Origin of the sequence: Pacificimonas aurantium, from assembly GCF_020092905.1 — a bacterium.
Lineage (GTDB): Bacteria > Pseudomonadota > Alphaproteobacteria > Sphingomonadales > Sphingomonadaceae > Pacificimonas > Pacificimonas aurantium.
On record NZ_JAGSGB010000001.1, the window covers coordinates 1,212,271 to 1,234,292 of the forward strand.

Genomic DNA, 22,022 nt, shown 5'->3' on the forward strand with positions numbered 1-22,022 from the left:
GCGGAGGTCAGATGGATAATCTTGCTCATACGCTTGCAGGCGCCGCGCTGGCGGAGGCCGGCCTGAAAGAGAAAACGGGCCTGGGTCTCGCCACGCTGATGATCGCGGCGAACCTACCCGACGTGGACGTGATCGCGCTGGCGTTCGGCGAGAATCTCGCCTTTCGCCGCGGGGTCACTCATGGCCCCATCGGCCTGCTGATCCTTCCTGCCCTGCTTGTCGCGGCGATGGTCTGGTTCGACCGCTGGCAGACGCGGCGCGGCAAGCGGCCCGAAGCGCGCCTGCCGGTCAGGTTCGGCTGGCTGCTCGTTCTCGCCTATGTCGGCGCCCTCAGCCATCCGGCGCTCGACTGGCTGAACACCTATGGCGTGCGCCTGCTGTCGCCCTTCACGGAGAGGTGGTTCTACGGCGACACGCTGTTCATCATCGACGTCTGGCTGTGGACGATGCTGACCATCGGCGTGGTGTGGTCGCAGCGGCGGCGCCGCCGGGGCCTGCAGGGCGCGCACTGGCCGGCCCTCGTCTCGCTGGTGGCCCTCCTTTCCTATATCGGCCTGATGTTCGGCGGCAGCCAGCGGGTGAAGGCCGCAGCGGCGGAGGAGCTGGGCGCGCGCGGGCTGAACGTGGCGGCGATCTCGACCGGCCCGCCGCCCATCAACCCCTTCCGCCGCGACATCGCCTATCTGGCGGACAGCCGCGAGGTCGGCTGGGGCCGCGCGCAGCTGTTCGGCGGAGAGAGCCTCGTTCTCGACGCGCCGGCCCCTGACAATATGGACGACCCGAGGGTTGCGCTTGCGGCGTCGAAGTCGAAGGCGCTTCGCGACTTCCTGTTCTGGGCGCGCATGCCCTTTGCCCGCTTCGAGGGCAGCCGGGTCATCGTCACCGACGCGCGTTACACCAACATCCGCGCAGGCGGGCCGTTTACGGTCGAGGTGGATCTGGGCGAAGCGCCGCCGCCGCCAGAATGAACCAGCCCGCGATCATGAGAAGGCCGCCCGTGGGCGCCACAGGGCCAAGCGACACTCCCGCCAGACCGGAAAGATAGACCGCCCCCGAGAAGAGCAGCGTCCCGGCCAGCAGAACGAGAACGCCGGCGCCGGTCCAGCGCGAGCGGATGGCGGCGAGGGCGCCGAACGCAGCGGCAGCGTGAAAGAGCTGGAACTGGGCACCGGTGGTGACGCTGGCCGCCACGCCGGTATGCGCGCCGATCGCGGCGAATGCGACGCCGCAGGCGCCGTGCAGCGCGGCAAGCAAGAGCAGGTAGCGCCGCATCAGGCCGCCCGGTTCGCCGCAGCGCTCTCGGCCGCCGCGGCCGCCGCCTCGAACGCCAGCAGGAGGGAGGCGTGGCGAGCCTTGTGCGGGCGGGCGGGCGCGAAGATCTCCAGCTCCGACCAATTGGCGGGAAGCGCGTCCCCCTCGGCAAGAAAGCGGCGCAGGGCCGTCTCGGCGCTCCGCAGCTCGGCAGCCGACATGCCGACCACACGCGCGCCGAGAAGCGAGGACGATGCCTGCCCCAGAGCGCAGGCGCGCACCTCCTGCGCGAAGCGGCTGATCCGGCCCTCGTCGTCGAGGTCGACATCGGCGTCGACGCGGCTGCCGCAGACGGGCGAGACCTTGCGCGCGGTTCCCATCGGCTCGTCGAGGCGGCCGAAATGCGGGATCTCCGCCGCGAGGCGCAGGATCCGGGTGTTGTAAAGCGGTTCGCTCATGACCGGCGATGTAGGCGCTTCAGCCCGCGGCTTCCATCAGTTCGATGCGATTGCCGAACGGATCGCGCGTGAAACAGCGGCGAATGCCCGGGAGACGGTCGTCCCAGTCGACCGGATAACCCTTTGCCGCCAGAAGGGCCGCGAGATCGTCAAGGCCGGTGACCCGCAGGGCAGGGTGCGCCTTCCCTGCGGGTACGAAATCGGGGTCGGCCCCAACGTGAATCTGAACGCCCGCGCTTTCGAACCAGCAGCCGCTGGCGGCAAGGCTGTCCGGCTTTTCGAGTTCGGCCATTTCAAGAATACTCGCGAAAAAGCTTCGGGCACGGTCCTCGCCGCCAGCAGGCATGGCGAGCTGGATATGGTCGAGGCCGATGATCCGGCTCAGTCGGTGCGCCCGTGTATGAAGCGGTCGACGAGCTCGTTGCCGCTCTTGTCGAGCTGGTCGACAGGGCCCGCCCAGACGATCCGCCCCTCGTGCAGCATCGCGACCTGGTCCGCGATGTGGTGGGCGCTCGCCATGTCATGAGTGATCGTCACGGCCGTGCAGCCCAGATCGGTAACGAGGCCGCGAATAAGCTGGTTGATCGTATTCGCCCGAATGGGGTCGAGGCCGGTGGTCGGCTCGTCGAAAAAGATGAGGTCCGGATTGGCGGCGATCGCCCGGGCGAGGGCCACGCGCTTCTGCATTCCGCCGGAAATCTCGGCCGGACGAAGATCGGCGACCCGCGGCTCCAGGCCCACCTTTTCCAGCATTTCGATCGCCAGGGCGTGCATCTTCTTCGAATCGCGCGCACGGCCCTGCGTGAGGGCGAAGGTGATGTTGCGCCAGACCGGCATCGAATCGAACAGCGCGCCGCCCTGGAACAGCATGCCGATCCGTTCCCGGACCGCATCTGTACGGTCACTGCGCTGGTCGGTCATGTCGACGCCGTCGATCAGGATCGTGCCGCTGTCCGGTTGGATCAGGCCGAGGATGCATTTGAGGAGGACCGACTTGCCGGCCCCCGAGCCACCAATGATGACGAGCGATTCGCCGGGGCGGACGCCGAGATTGACGCCGTCGAGGACGATCTTGTCGTCGAAGCTTTTCCTGAGCCCGGCAATTTCGAGCGAGGATCCGTGCCGTTCCGTCATCCGAAGACCAGAACCGTGATGACGAGGTTGGCAAGGAGGATCAGGAGGAAGGCGCTGACGACCGCATTGGTCGTGGCCGTGCCGACGCCCGCCGCGCCGCCCTTCGTATGATAGCCGTGATAGCAGCCCATGAGCGCGAGGACGAAGCCGAAGACGGCCGCCTTCACCAGCGACGAGACGATGTCGTCGAGCTCAAGATAGGCGCGGGTCGTATCGAGATAGCTCGCGGCGTTGAAGCCGAGCCGGTACACCGCCAGCAGGTAGCCGCCCATGACGCCGATGGCGTTGGCGACCAGCGTAAGAAGCGGCAGCACGATCACGGCTGCAAGCAGGCGCGGCGCGACCAGGAACTGAAACGGATCGGTCCGGAGCGTCTGCAGCGCGTCGATCTGCTCGGTCACGCGCATCGTGCCCAGTTCCGCCGCCATCGCCGACGACACCCGGCCTGCCACCATCAGGCCGCCGAGAACGGGTGCCAGCTCGCGAACGATGGCAATGACCGTGACGGCCGGAACGGTGCTGGCAGCATTGAAGCGCTCGCCGCCGACATAGATCTGCTGCGCCAGAGCCGCGCCGGTGAAGAGCGCCGTCAGGCCGACGACCGGCAGCGAGAAATAACCGATGGTGATCAGCTGCTGCATCAGCCGCGCCGGGTAATAGGGCGGCGTGACCGCGGCGATGAGCGCACGGAAGGCGAATACGGCCGTCCGGCCGATCGCGGCGAACAGGCCGAGCGTGCCCGCCCCGAGAGGCGAGAAGAGGCGGGTGAACCCTTCGGTCATGCGTAATCGCGCTGATAGCGGTGACCGAGGCCGGTCAGCAACTCATATTGACTGAGACCCGATTGCGCAGAGGCAGTGGGCAGGTCGTAGGTCATGTCCAGCCAGTCTCCCTCGCCAAGGTCCGCGGCGCCGATATCGAAGATTGTCATGTCCATGGAGACACGCCCGGCAACCGGAAAGGTTTCGCCGCCAGCGCTCGCAGATCCGCCCTTTGCCGGGCCGGGAACGGAGAAACCGCGCAGATAGCCGTCGGCATAACCGATATTAACCGTCGCGAGCCGCGTGCGGCGCTGCGCCGTCCATGTCGCCCCGTAGCCCGCGCTGTCTCCGACCTCCATGTCGCGCACCTGAAGGATCTGTGCCTGGACCGAGACGACAGGCCGCACATGGCCTGCCGCCGCCGCGTTCGGAATGCCGCCATAAAGGCCGAGCCCCGGGCGGGTGAGGTCGAAATGATAGTCCCCACCGAGGCAGATGCCGCCCGAACTGGCAAGCGAGGCGGCGGGCGGGCCGACCTGGGCAACGAGCGCGCGGAAGCGGCCGAGCTGCGCTTCGTTCAGCGGATCGTCGACATCGTCGGCGCAGGCAAGATGCGAGTGCAGAGTCCCGAGCTGCAGCCCGCCCAGGATGGACGGGTCGAAGTCCTTCCAGCCGAAGCCGAGCCGGTTCATGCCGGTATCTACCTTCACGTCGCAGCGCAGGTCCGGCGCGACTTCGCGCCAGCGGGCCACCTGCGCGGCCGTGTTGAGAATCGGCACCACCCCGGCGCGGAGACCGTCCCCGTCGCGAAAGCCATGCAGGGCGTAGAAGGTCAGACCGTCGGGTACGGCACCGAAGGCGGCGATCTCGTCATAGGTGGTGAAGAAAAAGTCGCGGCAGCCCTCCTCGGCCAGCCGGCCGACGACCTCGCGTGCGCCGAGGCCGTAGCCGTCCGCCTTCACCGCCGCGCCTGTGCGGGCAGAGGCGCTCATCCGCGCGAACCAGCGCCAGTTCGCGGCAAGGGCGTCCAAATCGATGCGGAGGCGGAGCGGCGCGGTCATCCGCATCCGCCCTTAAGCCCTTCGCGAAAAGAAAAAAGGTCCCGCCATATCTTCCCGTTCCCGGTTCGTTCCGGTATGGCGATTCCATGGCAAAGGCGAAGACGCGCTATTCCTGCACGGCCTGCGGCAGCGTGCAGACGAAGTGGCAGGGGCAATGCCCCGATTGCGCCGAGTGGAACTCGCTGGTCGAGGACGCCGATGCCGTCATGACGCCGTTCAGCGCGAAGCATTCCCTGCGCACGGGCGGGACGCGCATCGCGCTGGAGACGCTGGCGGTCGAAACGCCGCTTCCTCAGCGTGCGAAAACCGGGATCGGCGAGCTCGACCGGACGCTGGGCGGCGGGCTGGTCGCAGGGTCCGCGGTCCTGATCGGCGGCGATCCGGGCATCGGCAAGTCCACATTGCTGCTGCAGGTGGCGGGGACGCTGGCGAAGGAAGGCCGGCGCATCGTCTACATCTCGGGCGAGGAAGCCGCGGACCAGGTGCGGCTGCGCGCGCGGCGGCTGGGGCTGGGCGATGCCCCCGTCGAGCTGGCGAGCGTCACCTCAGTGCGCGACATCCTGACGACGCTGACCGAGGGAGCGCCACCCGCGCTGCTGATCATCGATTCGATCCAGACGATGCACTCCGACATGCTGGAGGGCGCACCCGGCACGGTGGCGCAGGTGCGGGCCTCCGCCCAGGAACTGATCCGCTTCGCCAAGCAGAGCGGCACCGCGCTGGTCCTGGTCGGGCATGTCACCAAGGAGGGCAATATCGCCGGTCCGCGCGTGTTGGAGCACATGGTGGATACCGTGCTCTATTTCGAAGGCGAGCGCTCGCACCAGTACCGCATCCTCCGCGCCGTGAAGAACCGCTTCGGCGGCACGGACGAGATCGGTGTCTTTGCCATGGAAGAGGCGGGCCTCGGTGAAGTGAAGAACCCCTCGAGCCTGTTCCTGACCCAGCGGGAGGAGGCGGTGCCGGGATCGGTCGTGTTCCCCTCGCTGGAAGGAACGCGGCCCGTGATGGTCGAGGTGCAGACACTGGTCGTTCGGCTGGCGTCCGGAGCCACCCCGCGGCGGGCGGTCGTCGGGTGGGATTCGGGACGCCTCGCCATGATCCTCGCCGTGCTGGAAGCGCGCTGCGGCATGAGTTTTTCGAATGCGGAAGTCTATCTCAACATTGCCGGCGGGCTGCGGGTCTCCGACCCGGCGGCGGACGTGGCGGTGGCGGCGGCGCTGGTCAGTTCGCTGACGGACACCCCCGTGCCGCTCGGCGCGGTGGCGCTGGGCGAGCTGTCGCTGTCGGGGGAAATCCGTCCCGCCATGCACCTTCCCCTGCGCCTGAAGGAAGCGAAGAAGCTGGGTTTCGACCGCGCCCTTGCGCCCAAGACGGCGAAAGCGCCCGGCGGCATGCGGGTAGAAAGCTTCGGACACCTCGCCGACCTGGTCGCCCATCTTGCCGGCGGGGGTGCGTGACGACCGGCCCGGCAAAGGCGGGAAGGTGACGAGAGCGCAGAAGGCGTATATCAGGCGCGGTCCATGTCCGACCTGACCCTCTTCGACCTGTTCTTTTTCGGCGTCCTCGTCATCTTCGCCCTGCTGGGACTGAAGCGCGGCTTCGTGACCGAGATCCTGGGGCTGTTCGCCTGGGTGGGCGGCATCATCGCCGTGAATCTCTATTTCGATACGGGCGTCGAGTTCGCGCTGCGCTTCGTCGACAGCGTAACCGCTGCATCCGTCATCTCGGTGATCGCCATTTTCCTGGTCGCCTTCGGCCTGCTGAGCGCGGTGGCGAAGGCGTTGGGCGGGCGCGTGAAGAACAGCGTGATCGGCCCGCTCGACCGGCTGCTCGGCTTGGGCTTCGGCGCCGTGAAGGGCCTGCTGCTGGCGGTGCTGACCTGGATGCTGCTGACGCTGGTGATCGACGTCGTTCCGGGCGAACGTCCCGACTGGCTGGCCGACGCCCGCTCGGGCCCTGTGCTGGCGCTGTTCGCCGCCGAGGTGGAGGAGTTCGTCGAGGCGCGGCGCGAGCGAAGCGAAACCCCGGACGCGGTAGACGGGGAAGCGCCCGAGGAAGAAGGCTATGACGAGGAGGAGCGCGATGCGCTCGACATGCTGTTCGAGGAAGCGGAGCGGCTGAACCTGTGATCCGGCTGTACGACACCAAGCGGCGCGAGAAGGTCGACTTCTCGCCCGCCGACCCCAAGCGCGTGACCATGTATGTGTGCGGGCCGACGGTCTATGCCCGCGCCCATATCGGCAATTTCCGCCCGCCCGTCATATTCGACGTGCTGCGCCGGCTGCTGCGCCACGAATATGGCGCGGACAGCGTCGTCTATGCGCGCAACATTACCGACATCGACGACAAGATCATGGAGCGCGCCGCCGCCGAGAACAGGCCGATCGAGGAGATCACCGCGGAAGCCGAGGGCTGGTATCTGGAAGATGCCGGTGCGCTCGGCGTCGAACCGCCCGACCTTGCGCCGCATGCGACCGACAACCTGCCGCAGATGATCGAGCTGATGCAGGGGCTGATCGAGCGCGGAAACGCCTATGCCGCCGAGGGGCATGTGCTGTTCGATACGACCTCGGACGCAGACTATGGCTCGCTGTCGGGGCGCGCACTCGACGAGATGATCGCCGGCGCGAGGGTCGAGGTCGCGGGCTATAAAAGACACGCCGCCGACTTCGTGCTCTGGAAGCCCAGCGCGGCGGACGAACCGGGCTGGGACTCGCCCTGGGGCCGGGGGCGACCGGGCTGGCATACCGAATGTACTGCGATGATCCGCGCGCATCTGGGTGAGACGATCGACATTCACGGCGGCGGGCAGGACCTCGTCTTTCCGCATCATGAGAATGAGGCGGCGCAGGGCCGCTGCCTGCACGACGGGGCACCGCTGGCGCGCGTGTGGATGCACAATGGCTTCCTGTCGATGAATTCGGAGAAGATGTCGAAGTCGCTGGGGAATATCGTCGGCGTGCGCGATCTTCTGGCGGACGGACACAAGGAAGAAAGCATTAGGCTGGCATTGCTTTCGGCGCACTACCGCAAACCGCTCGATTGGTCGGACGAGCTACTCTTTCAGTGCAGGGACGTGCTGAACCGGCAGTATAGCAAGCTGTCCAACAATGCGTTCGTCGAGGAAGGCGCCGAACCCGATGAAGAGCTCGTCGAGGCTCTTCGCGATGACATGAACTTTCCGAAAGCATTGGCTCGGCTTTGGGCGCTGGATGGCGAAGATTGCAGCCGAGATAAAATCGTCGCGTCTGGGGCGCTCTTGGGACTCTTGCAGTCTTCGCCAGCAGATTATTTCAGCCTTCCGTATGGTTCTGGAACTGCCCAGGCACGGCAGGAGATCGAGGCGCGGATTGCCGAACGGGCCGCGGCGAAGCGCGAGAAGGATTTCGCCGCCGCCGACCGTATTCGCGATGAGCTTGAATCCGAGGGCATCATTCTGGAAGATGGACCAAATGGCACGACCTGGCGGCGCAAATAGGACCGCGGAGAATACGGGCGTGCGGACAACTGGGGGTATTCGGCCGATGAGAGTCGGAATGATCGCGGCGGCGCTGGCGGTGGGCCTGAGCGCGTGCGGAGACAATGGCGGCACGGCGGAGACGGAAGAGCCGGTGCTGGACAATGCAACCTTCAAGACGCGCCAGGCGGCGGCGGACGAACCCCGGCAGGTGCTGGCGGAAGAGCTGTTCATCCGCGAGCGCTCGCCGACGCTGCAGTTCAGCTGGCATGCGCCGCCCGAGATTGCCGCGCATCCGCGCCTGCTGGACCGGCTGCGTGCGGACGCCCGGGACTCGCTTGCGGAAATGCGGGAAAATGCGCGCGAGTTCGCGCAGCGCCTGGTGGAAACGGGCCAGGACCCGCGCCCGCTCTATTTCGACCAGGAATGGTCGCTGGCCTATAGTTCGCCGACGCTGCTCAACCTCAGTGCGGCGACCGAACGCTACGACGGCGGCGCGCATCCGAACCGCTATTTCGACGGCGTTCTCTGGGACCGCACCGAGAACCGCGCGATCGAACTGCCCGCCCTGTTCGTCAACTGGCCGACGGCGCGCGAGGAGCTGGAGACCGTCTATTGCCGCGAACTTGACGACATGCGGCGCGAACGCCGCGGACAGGAAATCCCGGATGATGCCGACGACGAGCCCTTCTGGCAGTGTCCGCCGCTAGGCGAGCAGACGGTGGTGCTCGATAGCGGCGCGGGGATGCGCGCGCTGAACCTGAAGGTCCTGCTGCCGCCCTATGTCGCGGGGCCCTATGCGGAAGGTTCCTACGAGATTGACATCCCGCTGACGGAGGAGCGGCGGCAGCTTCTGAAAAGCGCCTATCTCGCCAATTGAAGAACGGGGCGGGAAAACGTTGCTGCAATGCAACTTCCTTGTTCGAAATAGGCGGAATTCCGCAAAATTCACGAAGCTGCAACGCAGCGGAATTTTTTCTGTAAGAATTCGATCCTAGCCGCAGCCGGTCCCTTTCTGAGACCGGAGTCACAAGATGAAATCCCTGTTCCTCGGCGCCGCCGGCGCCGCTGCGCTCGCCAGTGCGGCCGCCACACCCGTTTTCGCCCAGGCCGCCGAGCCGGTCGTCGACGACATCGGCAATGATGTGATCGTCGTTACCGCGCAGAAGCGCGAGGAACTGATCACCGACGTCCCCCTGACCATCAGCGCCATCTCGGCCGAGCAGATGGAGCGGATCGGCGTCGACGAGTTCGATGAACTGTCCGCCTTCATTCCGGGCCTGAACGTCCAGGAGCAGAGCGCCAACAATCCCGGTTTCGTCATCCGCGGCATCACCTCGGATTCGGGCAGCGCCCAGCAGGGGCCGCGCGTTACCATCTACTATAACGGCGTCGACGTTTCGCGCTCTCGCGGATCCTATTTCAAGCTTTACGATCTCGATCGCATCGAAGTGGTGAAGGGCCCGCAGGCCACCCTGTTCGGCACCGCGGCCACCATCGGCGCCGTTTCGGTCGTTTCCGCCAAGCCGGAACCCGAACCCGCCGCCTTCGTGACGGCGTCCTACGGCAATTACGACGCCGTCGAGGTGCAGGGCATGGTGAACGGCGGCAGCGACATGGTCTCGGCCCGCCTTGCCGGCTTTTACGAATATCGCCGCGGCTATGTCGAGAACATCGCCGGCGAAGCCGGGACGGCCAGTGCCGCCATCGTCGGTACCGACCAGGACGACCTGAACGGGCTGGATCAGTTCGGCCTGCGCGGGTCCGTTCGCGTCACGCCCGATATCGGCGTCATCGACCTGGTGGTCACATATGAACAGCAGAACAACCCCGGAACGGCGTTCGTTTCGGGCACGATCCCGGCAACCGGCGGCGACACCTCCCCCTATACCGAGGTGGAGCTGGGCGGCTCGCCGGTGAGCGGAGAAATTCTCGGCATCGACAAGCTGAAGCTCGAGCGCGACGTGTTCGACGTCAACCTGACCGTCGAACTGCCGCTGTCCGACGCGCTGACCCTGACGTCGGTGAACGGCTATCGCCGCTTCGAGGCGCTCGAAACCTTCGACGCCGACGGCAGTGCGCTCTACTTCCTCGAATTCGCCGAGGATGCGCAGGGCGACCAGCTCTCCTCCGAACTGCGCCTGTCCTACGATGATGGCGGTATGATCCGCGGCTTTTTCGGCGGCAACATCTTCATGGAGGACGGCTTCCAGCGCGTGCCCTTCTCCTCGGACGAGGGCACCTTCTTCGCCTGTCTGCCGTCGGGACTGCTGCCCGAACCGCTGAACAGCGGCGTGCTGCAGATCCAGGGGCTGCTGAGCCAGGCGCAAGGCGGTCTCGGGTCGTGCGTGGCGCCCGACGGCACGCTTCTGGGCCAGAATGCGTCCGCGATCCTCACCCAGGGCGCGGCAACTGTCATTCCCTATGACAGCGAATATACCAATTTCGGCGAGAACAACGTCTATTCGCTGTTCGCCGACGTCACGGTGGTGCCGACCCCGGCGCTCGAACTGACGGCGGGCGTGCGCTATCTGTACGAAGAGCGGACGTCGAAGTTCAGCTCGATCCAGCCGGACAGCTTCCTCTTCAACCTACTCGGCCAGCAGGCCGGATTGCCCGGCCTGTCGCTGCCGCTGATTCCGACGCTGCCCAATACCAACGGGCAGGTGTTCACCGCCAGCGACGATTTCGACGCCTGGCTGCCGCGCTTCGCCGCCCGGTTCGACGTGAGCCCGGATGTCAGCGTCTACGGCACCGTGTCGAAAGGCCGCCGGGCGCCCGTTCTCGATCTCGACGGACCGCCCGCCACGAACCTGAACCTGATCGAGGAAGAGCGGGTCTGGAACTATGAGGGCGGCGTGAAAACGGCCACGGGGCCGTTCAGCGGATCGGTCGGCGTCTTCTACCAGGAATATACCAACTTCCAGGTCACGCTGGTCGACGAAGCGACGGGCGAACTGCGCAGCGTCAACGCCGGCCAGGCCGAAAGCCTGGGCGTCGAAGCGGAAGCCCAGTTGCGGATTGCCCCCTGGCTCAACCTGTTCGGCAGCTATGCCTTCATCGATGCCGAAGTGTCCGAGGCGAACGACCCCGGGTCGGAAGGTGCGCAGTTCGCCGGCGACCGTTTCCGGTTGCAGCCGAAGCATAGCGGCGCGGTAGGTGCCGCCTTCTCCTACGACCTCGGTGGCGGCACGGCGCTCAGCCTGACGCCGACGGCGACCTATCGCAGCAAGGTCTACTTCACCCAGCCGAACGACGAGGCGCTGAGCCAGGACGGCTATTGGCTGGTGAATCTGCGCGGCGGTGTCAGCTTCGACGACGACCGCTACGCCGTCACCGGCTTCGTGACGAACCTGCTGGACGAGGAATATCTGATCGACGCCGGCAATACCGGCTCCACCTTCGGAACCGCGACCTTCATTCCGGGTGAGCCTGCGCTTTACGGCGTGGCCGTCTCGGCGCGTTTCTAATCGACCTACGCGCCGTGCGGAGAGCTATTCGTAGCTCTCCGCATAGCCGTCGGGCGCACGGTCGCGGAAGCGGGTGACGTTCGCCTGGAACATCAGCGGGACAATGCCGGTCGCACCGTGGCGCTGCTTTGCCACGATGACCTCCGCATGGCCGCGAATGGCCTCGGCCTTTTCCAGCCACTGGCTGAACTTTTCGCTGCCATCCTCGGGCTTCTTGGCGGCGTGATAATATTCCTCGCGGTAGACGAACATGACGATGTCGGCGTCCTGTTCGATGGTGCCCGATTCGCGAAGGTCGGCAAGCTGCGGGCGCTTGTCTTCGCGCTGTTCGACCTGACGGCTGAGCTGCGACAGGGCGAGGACGGGGACGTTCAGTTCCTTCGCCAGCGTCTTCAAACCGCGGGTGATCTCCGAGATTTCCTGCACACGGTTCTCGGCGGACTTGCGGTTCGTGCCCTGCAACAGCTGCAGATAGTCGACGACGATCATCCCGACGCCGTGCTGGCGCTTCATGCGGCGCGCGCGCGAGCGCAGCGCGGCGATCGACAGGCCGGGCGTGTCGTCGATAAGGAGCGGCAGGCTCTCCAGCTTGGCCGAGGCGCGCGTCAGGCGGCGGAAATCCTCCTGGCTGATACGGCCCATGCGCAGATCCTCGGAATTCACCTCGGCCTGCTCGGCGAGAATACGCGTCGCGAGCTGGTCGGCGGACATTTCGAGGCTGAAAAAGCCGACCGGGCGGCCTGAGCTCTTGTCGGGGTCGTCGCCCTCGCGGTCCTTCATGAAGCGTTCGGCACAGGCGAAGGCGATGTTCGTCGCCAGCGCCGTCTTGCCCATGGCAGGGCGCCCGGCGAGGATGACGAGGTCGGACCTGTGCATGCCGCCGGTTTTCGAGTTGAGGCCGTCGAGCCCGGTCGTCAGACCCGACAGGTTGCCGCCCGATTTCAGCGCGGCGTTCACCATTTCGAGGGCCTGGGTGGCAGCGGTCTTGAACTGGCGCACCTGGCCGGTGGCATCGCCCTCCTCCGCCACGCGGTAGAGGGCCATCTCGGCATCCTCGATCTTGCGCTGCGGATCGACATCCTCGCTGGTGTCGGACGCGCTTTCGACCATCTCGCGCCCGACCGACACAAGGGCACGCAGGAGCGCGAGGTCGTAGATCTGCTGGGCGAAGTCGCGCGCGGCGATCAGCCCCGCGGTCTGCTCGGTCATCGCGTTGAGATACGCCGGGCCGCCCAGCTCCTTCAGCGCCGGGTCGTCCTTGAACGTCGGCCGAAGCGTGACGGGATTCGCCAGCATACCGCGATCGATCAGTTTCAGGATCTGCTCGTAGATGCGCGCGTGAAGCGGCTCGAAGAAATGCTCCGGTCGCAGCTTCATCTGCACATCCTCGGCAAGCCGGTTGTCGAGCATGATGGCGCCGAGGAGCGCGGCTTCCGCGTCCAGATTCTGGGGAAGTTCGTGGCCGGTCGATTCGGCGAATAGGGAGACGGGATTGCTGGCCATCGACATTGGTTATCAGAATAGCGGCAGCGTAGAAGTGGCCAAACTTCGCAAACAAGCTGTGGAATGCCTGTGGATAAAATTCCTGAGCCTGTGGACCATCGACTTCCCCGACTCGGCGTTCCAAGAGGGCAGGCATGGGCATCGAAGATCGTCTGGCAGATTGGCGGCAGCAGGGCCTGATCGATTCCGCGGCGGCAGAAAAAATTCGCGCTTATGAGGCGGAGCGGGCGCGGCCGGTCTGGCTTTGGGCCATGGCGGGCCTGGGTGCGTTGGCGCTGGCACTTGGAATCGTCGCGCTGATTGCGGCGAACTGGCAGGATATTCCGAAGGCTGTGAAGCTGGGGGTTCACGCCCTGCTGCTGGCCGCCGCTGCGGGAACCGCCTGGCAGGCGCGGGAGAAGGGCTGGCCCTGGGCGCTGGAGGTGGCACTGTTCCTGTTCGCCGGGCTGGTTCTCGGCGGCCTTGCCCTGCAGGCACAGATCTACCAGTTGTCGGGCGACATATGGCGCCTGCTGATGACCTGGCTGGGGCTGTCCGTCTGGCCGCTGCTGCTGGCGGGCCGGACCCGCCTGACTGCCTATGCCGTGACCGGAATGACTGTCTGGGCGTTTGCCAGCGTCGCAGCCGCGATGGACGGCTCGACCACGCGAGAACTGCTGGCGCAGGGCCTTGCCGCAAGCGTCCCCTGGGCACTCGTGGCGGTGGGCGCGCTGACCAACAGCGAGTTCGCCAAGGGGCTGCGGGAAGGCGGGCTGACGGTGCTGCTCCCCTTCGCCAGCCTGGTGCACCTGACCTGGGCCGACCGGCTGACGGTGGAGGATGCCGGCGCCAATCTGGTGCGCTGCCTGCCGGTCCTGGCCGTGGCGGCAGGGGCCACCCTCCCGGCGCTGCGGCGCGGCGTCATTCCGAAGTCGCTGGTGGCGCCGCTGCTTCTGGGGCCGCTCGGCGCGCTGCTGCTGGCCACGCTGATCCCGCATCCCGACGCGACGTTTCCGCGCCTCGCAGGTGTGTTCGTCTTTGCCGCCATGTGGATCTGGATCGCCTTCGCCAGCGCGCGGGCCGGCTGGCGCGGGCTGTACGGGATCGCCATCGCCGCGCTCGCGATCCGGCTGTTCATCGTCTATTTCGAGTTGTTCGGAACGCTGGCGACGACCGGCCTCGGCCTGATCGTGGCGGGGCTGCTGCTGATCGGCCTGGCATTCGCCGGGCGCCGCATGTTCCGGGAAGGCGCGGCCGGATGAGGCGCCTGTTCGCCCTGACGCTGCTTTTGCCGCTGGCGGGTCTCGCGGCCGGGATTGCCGCGAACGAAGTCTCGCTTGCGGGCGCGGACGAGTGGCGCATTCCGATCGCCGGCTATGATCCGCGCGATCCCGTGCGGGGCCAGTATATCGACTATGCCTATGACTGGACGCTGGCGGGAGACCCCGAACAATGCGCCGCGCCCGAAGGCTGCATCATCTGTCTGGAGGGGCCTCCACCCGATGGGCGGCGGGGCGCCATCCGGCCCGGCAGCGCCGAGTGCCCCTATGCCGTCAGGGACATCGACGAGGATGTGAGGTTCGTGCAGGGTCCGGAGCGGCAGAACCGCCTGGTGCTGCGCGGACGGATTTTCATGGACGGCGAACGTGCCGCACGCTGGGAACGGCAACTTCGCGAGGAGCCGATGGTTGTGGTGGCAAAGCTGACGGCGGGGGGACGGCTGATGCCCCTGCGCCTCGATACACGGCAAGGGGAGAAGAACCGATGAAGACACTGGGCATGGCAGCGGCGGCGCTGACCGGAGCGGCAATCTGCATCGCGGCGCCGGCGGCGGCGCAGCGCGATTTCTCGAGCGTCGAGATCGAGGCGGAGGAGGTCGCGAACGGCGTCTATGTGCTCTACGGTGCAGGCGGCAACATCGGCCTCAGCTTTGGTGAGGATGCCGTCTTCCTGGTCGACGACCAGTTTGCCCCCCTGACGGACAGGATTCAGGCCAAGGTAAGCGAACTTGCAGGCGCGGGCGCCGAGGTGGATTTCCTCGTCAACACGCACTGGCATGGCGACCATACCGGCGGGAACGAGAATTTCGGCGAGGCCGGCGCTCTTATCGTGGCGCATGACAATGTGCGCCGCCGCATGGCCGCGGGGTCGGAGGGCGAGCGCGAGGTCGCGCCGGCGCCGAAGGCGGCGCTGCCGGTCATGACGTTTCGCGACCGGCAGAGCTTTCACATCAACGGCGGCACGCTGCGTGCGGTCTATGCCGCCAACGCGCATACCGACGGCGATGCGCTGATCCACTTCGTCGACCAGAACGTCATCCACATGGGCGACACCTTCTTCGCGGAGACGGCGGGGACCTTTCCCTTCATAGACCGCGCGTCGGGCGGATCGGCGCAGGGACTGCTGAACGCCGCGGACCTGGGGCTGAAGCTGGCCAATGAGGAGACGAAGATCATTCCCGGCCATGGCAAGGTGACCGACAGGGCGGGGCTCGCCGCCTATCGCGACTTCCTCGCCGAGATGATCGGCGCGGTACAGGCGATGATCGACGAGGGCCGCAGCCGCGACGAGATCGTCGCCGCGCGCCCGGCCGCCGCCTATGCCGATGCACGATCGGGCGGGTTCATTTCTGAGGACCGGTTCGTGGGCTTCGTCTATGACAGCCTGACCGAACCTGCGGCCCACAGCCACGAGGACGGCACGACCCACGCCCACTAGGCCGCGCACCTCGGCTGACGTTCAGGCGAACAGCAGGCCCCAGATGGTGCGGCCCGGTAATAGGGCGAAGGCGCCGGCGACGATCAGGCCGATATAAGTGCCGCGCATCGCCTGCATGTGCGCCTCTATATGGCCGCGCCTTGCCTGCACCACGGCATAGGGGATCGACAGGAAGGTCAGCACCGCGAACAGGTGGATCGGGCTGAAGCCTTCGGAGGTCGAGCGGAGGAAGAAGGCGGTGCATGCCGTCACGAACATCATGCCTGCCCAGACCCGTCCGAGTATCCGGTGCCGCGCGGTCCCCTTGCGGCGCCAGAGAATATAGGCGCCAAGAGGCACGGAGGGCACGACGGTCGCCAGGTGGAGCCAGACCAGCCAGGGGACGTCTGCGGGCGCGAGGACGGGAGCGGGACCGGCGGGGCGCGGATCGCTCCCGCTGACCGCGAGATAGGTGAACCAGAGGGTGATCGCCGCCGTCACGGCTGCGGTTATGCCGACCGAAATCCAGACACTCCTGGTCATGCCGCCTGCCTTTCCCGCCGAGGGTCAACCGAAGGTGAGGACCGCCATGGTGCGGTCGCCCTGATAGGCGAAGAAGCCCGCGACGAGCAGTGCGCCGACATAGAGCTGCAGGAACATGCGCTCGTGCGCCTTCACCCGGTGCCTGCGCGCCAGCCAGATTCCCGCGGCGATGCTGAGTATCGTTCCCGGGATGAAGAGGTGGATCAGGCTCATCGACCCGTCGGGCGACGTGCGGATGAAATAGGCCGACAGCGCGGTCGCCAGCATGAACGCGCACCAGATGCGGCCGGCCAGCCGGTGCCGGGGTGTGCCCTTGCGCGCCACGAAGACATAGGTGCCGAGCGGGGCCGCAACCTGAAGCGTCAGCAGATGGACGATTACCGCAGGCGGCAGCTGCCAAAGGCTGAAAGGGGCGCTGCCGGTCGATCCGCGCAGGATGGCGGCGGCTATCAGCAGCGTCAGCAGGCTGCCGCAGATCAGGATGCCGGTCTGCACAAGCGTCAGGCGGCGCGCTGTACGCGGCGCCCCGGTACGGCCGGGCAGGAAGGGAAGGGAAAGAGCTGTCATCGGGTCCGTCTCGCTTTATCTCTCGGGTCGATGGCCATAGGGATTGCAGGCCGCCGTCCGCGCTCAAGCGCAACTTCGCGGGAAGGGCGCAATTCTTCGTGAAAGCGGGCGCTTGCCCGTTCACGAAGCGCGAATGGGAAGGGAATTCGTGGAAGGGACCGGGCCTTGAGGGAGTTCGTTCGCCGCCTTCTTATCGGAATGGGCGTGTGCGCGTCGGTTGGCGTGGTCCTCGCCTTTCTCGGCCCCTTCGGCAGCTATGCCGTGCAGTCGCTGGGCGAGCGGCTGATCTATTGGGTCGGCGTCATCTGCGCAGGCTATCTCGTCTTTCTGCCGGTCATCCCCGTCACGGTCCGCATTTCGGAAAAGCTAGACCTGTGGCTGTGGCCGCTGATCACCGTTGCGACCGCCGTGATGGCGGTGCCGATGACCTATGTCGTCGCCATGCTGACGGGCGGCGGCCTTGCGGCGCTCGGCATGCCGCTGGGCAGGTTCGCGGCGGGCTATCCGAACGTGCTCATGATCGGGCTGGGGATGCAGGCAATCTTCTGGTGGCTGTACCGCGAACGCCCGGAAACGGTCCCCTTTGCCGACGCAGGCCCGGCCTCACCAGAGGATAGAGCCGGTGTCGCAGCCGATTCCGATGCAGACTCAGCATCGCTCGCAATGCCCAGGGAAAATTCAGGCAGCGCGCCTGACGTGCCGCTCCTGGAGCGGGTCCGCGCCTCCGCGCCCGGCGATATCCTCGCGCTGGAAAGCGAGGACCATTATGTCCGCGTTCACGGCGCGGCGGGAGAGGACATGATCCTGATGCGGCTGGACGACGCCGTCAGGGAGATGGGCGCGACGCCCGGTTGCCGCGTCCACCGGTCCTGGTGGGTGGCCGCGCACGGCGTGGCGGAGGCCGTCAGGGACGGTCGCAGCGCGGTGCTGACCCTGACGAACGGGACCAGGGTTCCCGTCGCCCGCGCGCGCACGGCCGATGCGAGGGCGGCCGGGCTGCTCCGCTAGACCCGCTTCGCGACCGCGATGGCCGCGCGGCAGCCGGCGCGGATCACGCGGCTGAGCACGGGATAGCCGGGGGCGTCCTCGGCACCATGCGCAATGGCGGTTTCCTTGTGCTCCAGCTCTTCGGCGCGGAACTGGCTGATATGTCCCGATAGCTCGGGGTCCTGCGTGCCGAGCGCGTCTTCCTGCTCGGCATAGTGCCGGTCGATCTCGGTCTCGACCGCCGCCGTGCAGGCCATGGCAGCACGCGGTCCCATGAGCGCGGTTGCCGCACCGAGAGCGAAACCGGCCGCGTCCCAGAAGGGGGAGAGGAGGGTCGGGCGCACGCCGCGCTCGACCATCAGCCGATCGAAGGTCTCGAGGTGGCGCTGCTCCTGCCGGCGCATGCGCTCGATCTCGGCGGCGTCGGGATGGCGCGCGCCCATGACCGCGAGCTGCCCGGCGTAAATGCGCGCCGCGCCGAACTCGCCGGCCTGATCGACCCGGATCATCGACTTGGTGTCGACCGGCGTGCGGGCGGGATCGGCGTCGGCTAGCGGCTCAGGCCGCGTGTTCGCATCCACCATAGGGAAACTCCGGCAATCAGGAACGAGAAGATGGCGTTGTAGCCAGCGAGCGAGATGCCGAACAGGTCCCAGGCCGCGACGTCGCAGCGCACCAGCGGAGCCGCGGCGATGTCGCGCAGGAAATCGCCGCTGCCGCCGATCTCGACCGCGGTGCAGCCAAGGGGCGAGTCCCACCAGCCATATTCGACCCCTGCGTGGAAGACGCCGATGACCCCGCTGGCAAGGACGAACAGCGCGGACAGGACGAGGACGGGCCAGCGCAGCCCCTGCGCGAGCATGAAGGCAAGCGTTGCCAAGAGCAGCGCGATGGCATGCGGCCAGCGCTGCCAGACGCACATCTCGCAAGGGTAGAGGCCGAAGACGTGCTGGCTGATGAGCGCGCCGCCCAGAAGGAGCGTCGGCCCGATCAGCAGCAGGAGATGTGCGCGGTTAGTTATCGCTGTCGCTCCCCATGAGGGCAGAAAGGTCCGCTGCGACGGCCTGCTGCAGTTCGGGTGCGATCTGGTAGGTGCCGGACGGCATATATTGCGTCATCATCACCAGACCGACACCCTGCAGCGGAAAGGCGCTCGCCAGCGTTCCCGCCGCGCCGCCCCAGCCATAAGCGCCGTCAGGAAGCGCACCGGCGCTGCCGGTAATGACATAGCCGCCCGCGCCGTAGCCCTGCGCGCTACCCGCCTCGTTGATCCCGCCGGCAGATGACAGGGTGAAGGTCGCGCTGTCGGGCAGGATGTTCGACGTGGCGAGCGCAACCGCGTCGGCGGGAACCGCCTGCCGGCCCTCGATCATGCCGCCATTCGCCATGGCGGTCATGAAGCGCAGATAGTCCTCCGTCGTCGAGACGAGACCGGCGCCGCCTGCCGGGAAGGGCGCGGGCGTCGCATATTCGCTGTCGGCGGGCGTATCGACGGGAACCATCGACCCGTTCATCAGGAAATAGTTGGTGGTCAGCCGGTCGAGATCGTCCTGGGCCACGGTGAACGCGGTATCGTCCATACCGAGCGGGCCGAAGATGCGCTGCTGCAGGAAGGTTTCGAGCGGCATGCCGGAGACCTTCTGAATGACCGCGCCCATCACGTCGAGGCCGATGGAATAGCTCCAGTCCGTCCCAGGCTGGTGCCGAAGGGGAAGGCCGGAGAGGCGCTCCATGAAGGCATCGAGGGATTGGGGCTGCTCGCCCGACGGCATCAGCGGATTGGGACGGCGCAGCCCGGGCACGATGCCGGCGTCGCTATATTGCTGGGAAATCCCGCTCGGTACGATGGAATAGCCGAAGCCGGACGTATGCGTGACCAGATGACGGATCGTGATCGGCGATGCGAGCGCGACCGTCTCGCCCGGCGTATCAGGATCGGCCAGTACCCTGACATCGGCGAAGGCCGGGTAGATGTCGCTGAGCGGCTGGTCGAGCTGCAGCTTGCCCTCGTCGATCAGCATGGCGGTCGCCAGGCCGATGATCGGCTTCGTCATGGAGTAGACGCGGTAGAGGCTCTGCTCGTCGGCCGCCTGGTCGCCGCCCAGCGCGAGCGTCCCGCTGCTGACGTAACGCGTTTCGCCGCCGGGGAGGGAAACACCGATCACCATATTGGCGACCTTCCCCTCAGCGACGTAACGCGCTGCCAGGGCGGAGAGCTGGTCGAGTTCGGGCGCCTGCGCCTGCGCTGGCTCAGCGGTAGGGGCGGGGGCGGAGGCCGTAGACGTCGGTGCCCCGGTCTGGGCGCAGCCGGCAAGCAGCAGGGCTGCGACGGGCGCGGCGGAAATCAGCCTCAAGGCCTTCGAGAATTTCGTCATGATCCAAACCTCCCCCAATGTTTCGGCGCTGTGTCGCAAGACGACGCGTGCGGCATCCCCGGGACTCCGACCGGATAGGATATCCTTACCCTTATCGGCAGGGCTTACGCCAGCGTCGGTTGACAGAAAGGGCCGCGTGTCTATCCGTCCCGCAACATGTCAACTGAGCGCACGAAGCGGCGAACGCTTGTCGAAACCGAAGGCCCGTTCGAAGGCTGGACGCGCTGGCACGCCGAAAACTACAACCGATTTTCCGACCTGATCGGCCCTTCCTGGTTCAAGTGGGACGGCGGCGGGATCGGCGAGGGAAAGGTGGTTTGCCGCATCCCGACCGAGCAGCGCCATGCGAACTGGCAGGACTATCTGCACGGCGGCTTCCTGATGGCATTCATCGACCAGGTGCTGTTCGCCGTCGCCATGCCCTCGCTGCGCGAGCATTCTGCCGTGACGCTGACCTGCAACACCGAATTCGTCGGCGGGGGCAAGGTCGGTACGCCGCTCGATGGAAGCGGCGAGATCGTCAAGGAAACCGGCAAGACCATCTTCATTCGCGGCGAACTCTATCAGCCCGATAACCTGATCTGTGCCTTTTCCGGCGTTCTGAGAAAATTCCCGCGCAAGTGACGGGGACGCTGTCGGCCTACAAGGCGCTGGTAGAGGCCGGCGAACTGCGTCCGGACCCGGACCAGGAAGGCGCGGCCGTCCGGCTCGACGAGCTGGAAGGCGAGCTGGAGGCGGGGCATGAAACGCCCGGCCTGATGAAGCGGCTGTTCGGCGGCGGGTCTGCCGCCAAGGTTCCGCGCGGCATCTATATGTGGGGCGAGGTCGGGCGCGGGAAGTCCATGCTGATGGACCTGTTCTTTGCCGAGGCCGATATCGAGCGGAAACGGCGGGTTCATTTCGCCGCCTTCATGCTCGAGGCGCATGCGGCCATGAAGACGGCGCGCGGCGAGGGCCAGGACGCCATGAGCGCGGTCATCGAGAAGGTGGCGGGCGAGGCGCGGCTGCTCTGTTTCGACGAGATGCAGGTCACGAACGTGGTCGACGCCATGATCCTGTCGCGCCTGTTCACGGCTCTGTTCGAGGCGGGCGTGACGGTCGTTGCGACATCCAACAGGCCCCCGAAGGACCTCTACAAGGATGGGCTCAACCGGCAGCTGTTCCTGCCGTTCATCGACCTTCTGGAAGCGCGGCTGGACATTGTCTGCCTGAACGGGCCGACAGACTACCGGCTGGAACGACTGGCCGGGATGCAGACCTATTATGTGCCGAACGGCGAAGCGGCGACCGAAGCCCTGTCGGAAGCGTTCTTTCGCCTGACCGACTATCCGCCCGAGGACCGGGCGCATGTCGGCGGCTGCGATATCGAAGTCGGCGGCGGACGTACGCTGCACGTCCCGAAGGCGCTGAAGGGCGTCGGCGTGTTCTCGTTCAAAAGGCTGTGCGGGGAGGCCAGGGGAAGCGCCGACTATATCGCCGTGGCGCAAAGCTTTCACACGGTGATTCTGGTCGGCGTTCCGGTCATGGGGCCGGACATGCGCAACGAAGCCGCGCGCTTCGTCCAGCTGGTCGATGCGCTGTACAATTACCGCGTGAAGCTGCTGATGAGCGCCGATGCCGAACCGGAAAATCTCTACCCGGCCGGCGACGGCAGCTTCGAATTCAAGCGCACGGTCAGCCGCCTGATGGAAATGAAGTCCGCGGACTATATGGCTGCCGGTCACGGCCTCGACGAGGCCGCGGAGACATAGGGGGGACGAGCCTTAGGCCCCCCGG

The 22,022-nt window shown here is 66.5% G+C and carries 24 protein-coding genes; 12 read left to right on the forward strand and 12 right to left on the reverse strand.

Annotated features, from left to right (window positions below; genetic code table 11):
* Positions 1–11: 11 nt before the first annotated feature.
* The gene (locus tag KCN53_RS05870; protein WP_088711007.1) at positions 12–968 is read left to right on the forward strand and encodes a metal-dependent hydrolase; all 957 of its coding nucleotides are present in this window, start codon (positions 12–14) and stop codon (positions 966–968) included.
* On the opposite strand, the gene KCN53_RS05875 is transcribed toward KCN53_RS05870, so the two are convergent.
* The 6 genes from KCN53_RS05875 to KCN53_RS05900 form a co-directional block, all read right to left on the reverse strand.
* Entirely contained in the window at positions 922–1,272 is a 351-nt protein-coding gene (locus KCN53_RS05875; protein ID WP_088711006.1) for a DUF423 domain-containing protein, read from the reverse strand. The genes KCN53_RS05870 and KCN53_RS05875 overlap by 47 nt on opposite strands.
* Positions 1,272–1,709: an iron-sulfur cluster assembly scaffold protein gene (locus KCN53_RS05880; protein WP_088711005.1), complete on the reverse strand. Its 438-nt coding sequence runs from the start codon at positions 1,707–1,709 to the stop codon at positions 1,272–1,274. The genes KCN53_RS05875 and KCN53_RS05880 overlap by 1 nt, the downstream gene beginning before the upstream one ends.
* A gap of 19 nt (positions 1,710–1,728) precedes the next feature.
* Positions 1,729–2,001, reverse strand: a complete 273-nt coding sequence (locus tag KCN53_RS05885; RefSeq protein WP_224199388.1) for a VOC family protein — start codon at positions 1,999–2,001, stop codon at positions 1,729–1,731.
* An 89-nt stretch (positions 2,002–2,090) separates the two neighbouring features.
* The gene (locus KCN53_RS05890; RefSeq protein WP_088711003.1) at positions 2,091–2,843 is read right to left on the reverse strand and encodes an ABC transporter ATP-binding protein; all 753 of its coding nucleotides are present in this window, start codon (positions 2,841–2,843) and stop codon (positions 2,091–2,093) included.
* Positions 2,840–3,625, reverse strand: a complete 786-nt coding sequence (locus KCN53_RS05895; protein ID WP_088711002.1) for an MlaE family ABC transporter permease — start codon at positions 3,623–3,625, stop codon at positions 2,840–2,842. The genes KCN53_RS05890 and KCN53_RS05895 overlap by 4 nt, the downstream gene beginning before the upstream one ends.
* Positions 3,622–4,665 carry an alanine racemase gene (locus KCN53_RS05900; RefSeq protein WP_088713275.1) on the reverse strand — a complete coding sequence of 348 codons (1,044 nt, stop codon included), beginning with the start codon at positions 4,663–4,665 and terminating at the stop codon, positions 3,622–3,624. Before KCN53_RS05900 ends, KCN53_RS05895 begins: the two co-directional genes overlap by 4 nt.
* An 86-nt stretch (positions 4,666–4,751) precedes the next feature.
* On the opposite strand from KCN53_RS05900, the gene radA reads away from it, so the two are divergent.
* From radA to KCN53_RS05925, 5 genes are all read left to right on the forward strand, one after another.
* The gene (radA, locus tag KCN53_RS05905) at positions 4,752–6,125 is read left to right on the forward strand and encodes a DNA repair protein RadA (protein WP_088711001.1); all 1,374 of its coding nucleotides are present in this window, start codon (positions 4,752–4,754) and stop codon (positions 6,123–6,125) included.
* Between the two features lie 63 nt (positions 6,126–6,188).
* Positions 6,189–6,797 carry a CvpA family protein gene (locus KCN53_RS05910; RefSeq protein ID WP_088711000.1) on the forward strand — a complete coding sequence of 203 codons (609 nt, stop codon included), beginning with the start codon at positions 6,189–6,191 and terminating at the stop codon, positions 6,795–6,797.
* Entirely contained in the window at positions 6,794–8,146 is a 1,353-nt protein-coding gene (gene cysS / locus KCN53_RS05915) for a cysteine--tRNA ligase (RefSeq protein WP_088710999.1), read from the forward strand. The genes KCN53_RS05910 and cysS overlap by 4 nt, the downstream gene beginning before the upstream one ends.
* Before the next feature lie 46 nt (positions 8,147–8,192).
* Positions 8,193–9,005, forward strand: coding sequence for a polysaccharide deacetylase family protein (locus tag KCN53_RS05920; protein ID WP_088710998.1), 813 nt, complete (start codon positions 8,193–8,195; stop codon positions 9,003–9,005).
* Between the two features lie 154 nt (positions 9,006–9,159).
* Positions 9,160–11,595, forward strand: a complete 2,436-nt coding sequence (locus tag KCN53_RS05925; protein WP_088710997.1) for a TonB-dependent receptor — start codon at positions 9,160–9,162, stop codon at positions 11,593–11,595.
* A 24-nt stretch (positions 11,596–11,619) separates the two neighbouring features.
* On the opposite strand, the gene KCN53_RS05930 is transcribed toward KCN53_RS05925, so the two are convergent.
* Positions 11,620–13,098: a replicative DNA helicase gene (locus KCN53_RS05930; RefSeq protein ID WP_088713274.1), complete on the reverse strand. Its 1,479-nt coding sequence runs from the start codon at positions 13,096–13,098 to the stop codon at positions 11,620–11,622.
* 134 nt (positions 13,099–13,232) lie between these two features.
* Between KCN53_RS05930 and KCN53_RS05935 the strand changes: the two genes are divergently transcribed.
* From KCN53_RS05935 to KCN53_RS05945, 3 genes are read left to right on the forward strand one after another with little or no spacing between them, the layout of a single operon-like run.
* The gene (locus KCN53_RS05935) at positions 13,233–14,339 is read left to right on the forward strand and encodes a DUF2157 domain-containing protein (RefSeq protein WP_088710996.1); all 1,107 of its coding nucleotides are present in this window, start codon (positions 13,233–13,235) and stop codon (positions 14,337–14,339) included.
* Positions 14,336–14,845 (forward strand): GDYXXLXY domain-containing protein, encoded by a 510-nt coding sequence (locus KCN53_RS05940; RefSeq protein ID WP_172406134.1) that lies wholly within the window; start codon positions 14,336–14,338, stop codon positions 14,843–14,845. Before KCN53_RS05935 ends, KCN53_RS05940 begins: the two co-directional genes overlap by 4 nt.
* Positions 14,842–15,795, forward strand: coding sequence for an MBL fold metallo-hydrolase (locus tag KCN53_RS05945; protein WP_207790584.1), 954 nt, complete (start codon positions 14,842–14,844; stop codon positions 15,793–15,795). The genes KCN53_RS05940 and KCN53_RS05945 overlap by 4 nt, the downstream gene beginning before the upstream one ends.
* 21 nt (positions 15,796–15,816) lie before the next feature.
* On the opposite strand, the gene KCN53_RS05950 is transcribed toward KCN53_RS05945, so the two are convergent.
* Both KCN53_RS05950 and KCN53_RS05955 read right to left on the reverse strand, forming a co-directional pair.
* The gene (locus KCN53_RS05950) at positions 15,817–16,317 is read right to left on the reverse strand and encodes a DUF2306 domain-containing protein (RefSeq protein ID WP_088710995.1); all 501 of its coding nucleotides are present in this window, start codon (positions 16,315–16,317) and stop codon (positions 15,817–15,819) included.
* 24 nt (positions 16,318–16,341) lie between these two features.
* Positions 16,342–16,884, reverse strand: a complete 543-nt coding sequence (locus KCN53_RS05955) for a DUF2306 domain-containing protein (RefSeq protein WP_088710994.1) — start codon at positions 16,882–16,884, stop codon at positions 16,342–16,344.
* A 165-nt stretch (positions 16,885–17,049) separates the two neighbouring features.
* Here KCN53_RS05955 and KCN53_RS05960 point away from each other — a divergent pair, with 165 nt between their 5' ends.
* Complete coding sequence (locus KCN53_RS05960) at positions 17,050–17,892, forward strand: LytTR family DNA-binding domain-containing protein (protein ID WP_088710993.1); 843 nt, start codon at positions 17,050–17,052, stop codon at positions 17,890–17,892.
* Here the strand turns inward: KCN53_RS05960 and KCN53_RS05965 are convergent.
* From KCN53_RS05965 to KCN53_RS05975, 3 genes are read right to left on the reverse strand one after another with little or no spacing between them, the layout of a single operon-like run.
* Entirely contained in the window at positions 17,889–18,380 is a 492-nt protein-coding gene (locus KCN53_RS05965) for a demethoxyubiquinone hydroxylase family protein (RefSeq protein ID WP_088713271.1), read from the reverse strand. The two genes, KCN53_RS05960 and KCN53_RS05965, sit on opposite strands and share 4 nt — an antisense overlap.
* Before the next feature lie 41 nt (positions 18,381–18,421).
* Positions 18,422–18,979 carry a disulfide bond formation protein B gene (locus tag KCN53_RS05970; protein ID WP_317988411.1) on the reverse strand — a complete coding sequence of 186 codons (558 nt, stop codon included), beginning with the start codon at positions 18,977–18,979 and terminating at the stop codon, positions 18,422–18,424.
* Positions 18,885–20,246 carry a serine hydrolase domain-containing protein gene (locus KCN53_RS05975; protein WP_088710991.1) on the reverse strand — a complete coding sequence of 454 codons (1,362 nt, stop codon included), beginning with the start codon at positions 20,244–20,246 and terminating at the stop codon, positions 18,885–18,887. Before KCN53_RS05975 ends, KCN53_RS05970 begins: the two co-directional genes overlap by 95 nt.
* A 156-nt stretch (positions 20,247–20,402) precedes the next feature.
* Between KCN53_RS05975 and KCN53_RS05980 the strand changes: the two genes are divergently transcribed.
* Both KCN53_RS05980 and zapE read left to right on the forward strand, forming a co-directional pair.
* Positions 20,403–20,870 carry a PaaI family thioesterase gene (locus KCN53_RS05980; protein WP_088710990.1) on the forward strand — a complete coding sequence of 156 codons (468 nt, stop codon included), beginning with the start codon at positions 20,403–20,405 and terminating at the stop codon, positions 20,868–20,870.
* Positions 20,867–21,997, forward strand: coding sequence for a cell division protein ZapE (gene zapE / locus KCN53_RS05985; protein WP_088710989.1), 1,131 nt, complete (start codon positions 20,867–20,869; stop codon positions 21,995–21,997). Before KCN53_RS05980 ends, zapE begins: the two co-directional genes overlap by 4 nt.
* The last annotated feature ends 25 nt before the right edge of the window (positions 21,998–22,022 follow it).

Excerpts from the sequence above, each read along its gene's own strand:
- KCN53_RS05870 (WP_088711007.1), top strand. The coding sequence starts at position 12 with ATGGATAATCTTGCTCATACGCTTGCAGGCGCCGCGCTGGCGGAGGCC.
- KCN53_RS05875 (WP_088711006.1), bottom strand. The coding sequence starts at position 1,272 with ATGCGGCGCTACCTGCTCTTGCTTGCCGCGCTGCACGGCGCCTGCGGC.
- KCN53_RS05880 (WP_088711005.1), bottom strand. The coding sequence starts at position 1,709 with ATGAGCGAACCGCTTTACAACACCCGGATCCTGCGCCTCGCGGCGGAG.
- KCN53_RS05885 (WP_224199388.1), bottom strand. The coding sequence starts at position 2,001 with ATGGCCGAACTCGAAAAGCCGGACAGCCTTGCCGCCAGCGGCTGCTGG.
- KCN53_RS05890 (WP_088711003.1), bottom strand. The coding sequence starts at position 2,843 with ATGACGGAACGGCACGGATCCTCGCTCGAAATTGCCGGGCTCAGGAAA.
- KCN53_RS05895 (WP_088711002.1), bottom strand. The coding sequence starts at position 3,625 with ATGACCGAAGGGTTCACCCGCCTCTTCTCGCCTCTCGGGGCGGGCACG.
- KCN53_RS05900 (WP_088713275.1), bottom strand. The coding sequence starts at position 4,665 with ATGACCGCGCCGCTCCGCCTCCGCATCGATTTGGACGCCCTTGCCGCG.
- radA (WP_088711001.1), top strand. The coding sequence starts at position 4,752 with ATGGCAAAGGCGAAGACGCGCTATTCCTGCACGGCCTGCGGCAGCGTG.
- KCN53_RS05910 (WP_088711000.1), top strand. The coding sequence starts at position 6,189 with ATGTCCGACCTGACCCTCTTCGACCTGTTCTTTTTCGGCGTCCTCGTC.
- KCN53_RS05920 (WP_088710998.1), top strand. The coding sequence starts at position 8,193 with ATGAGAGTCGGAATGATCGCGGCGGCGCTGGCGGTGGGCCTGAGCGCG.
- KCN53_RS05925 (WP_088710997.1), top strand. The coding sequence starts at position 9,160 with ATGAAATCCCTGTTCCTCGGCGCCGCCGGCGCCGCTGCGCTCGCCAGT.
- KCN53_RS05930 (WP_088713274.1), bottom strand. The coding sequence starts at position 13,098 with ATGGCCAGCAATCCCGTCTCCCTATTCGCCGAATCGACCGGCCACGAA.
- KCN53_RS05935 (WP_088710996.1), top strand. The coding sequence starts at position 13,233 with ATGGGCATCGAAGATCGTCTGGCAGATTGGCGGCAGCAGGGCCTGATC.
- KCN53_RS05940 (WP_172406134.1), top strand. The coding sequence starts at position 14,336 with ATGAGGCGCCTGTTCGCCCTGACGCTGCTTTTGCCGCTGGCGGGTCTC.
- KCN53_RS05945 (WP_207790584.1), top strand. The coding sequence starts at position 14,842 with ATGAAGACACTGGGCATGGCAGCGGCGGCGCTGACCGGAGCGGCAATC.
- KCN53_RS05950 (WP_088710995.1), bottom strand. The coding sequence starts at position 16,317 with ATGACCAGGAGTGTCTGGATTTCGGTCGGCATAACCGCAGCCGTGACG.
- KCN53_RS05955 (WP_088710994.1), bottom strand. The coding sequence starts at position 16,884 with ATGACAGCTCTTTCCCTTCCCTTCCTGCCCGGCCGTACCGGGGCGCCG.
- KCN53_RS05965 (WP_088713271.1), bottom strand. The coding sequence starts at position 18,380 with ATGATCCGGGTCGATCAGGCCGGCGAGTTCGGCGCGGCGCGCATTTAC.
- KCN53_RS05975 (WP_088710991.1), bottom strand. The coding sequence starts at position 20,246 with ATGACGAAATTCTCGAAGGCCTTGAGGCTGATTTCCGCCGCGCCCGTC.
- KCN53_RS05980 (WP_088710990.1), top strand. The coding sequence starts at position 20,403 with ATGTCAACTGAGCGCACGAAGCGGCGAACGCTTGTCGAAACCGAAGGC.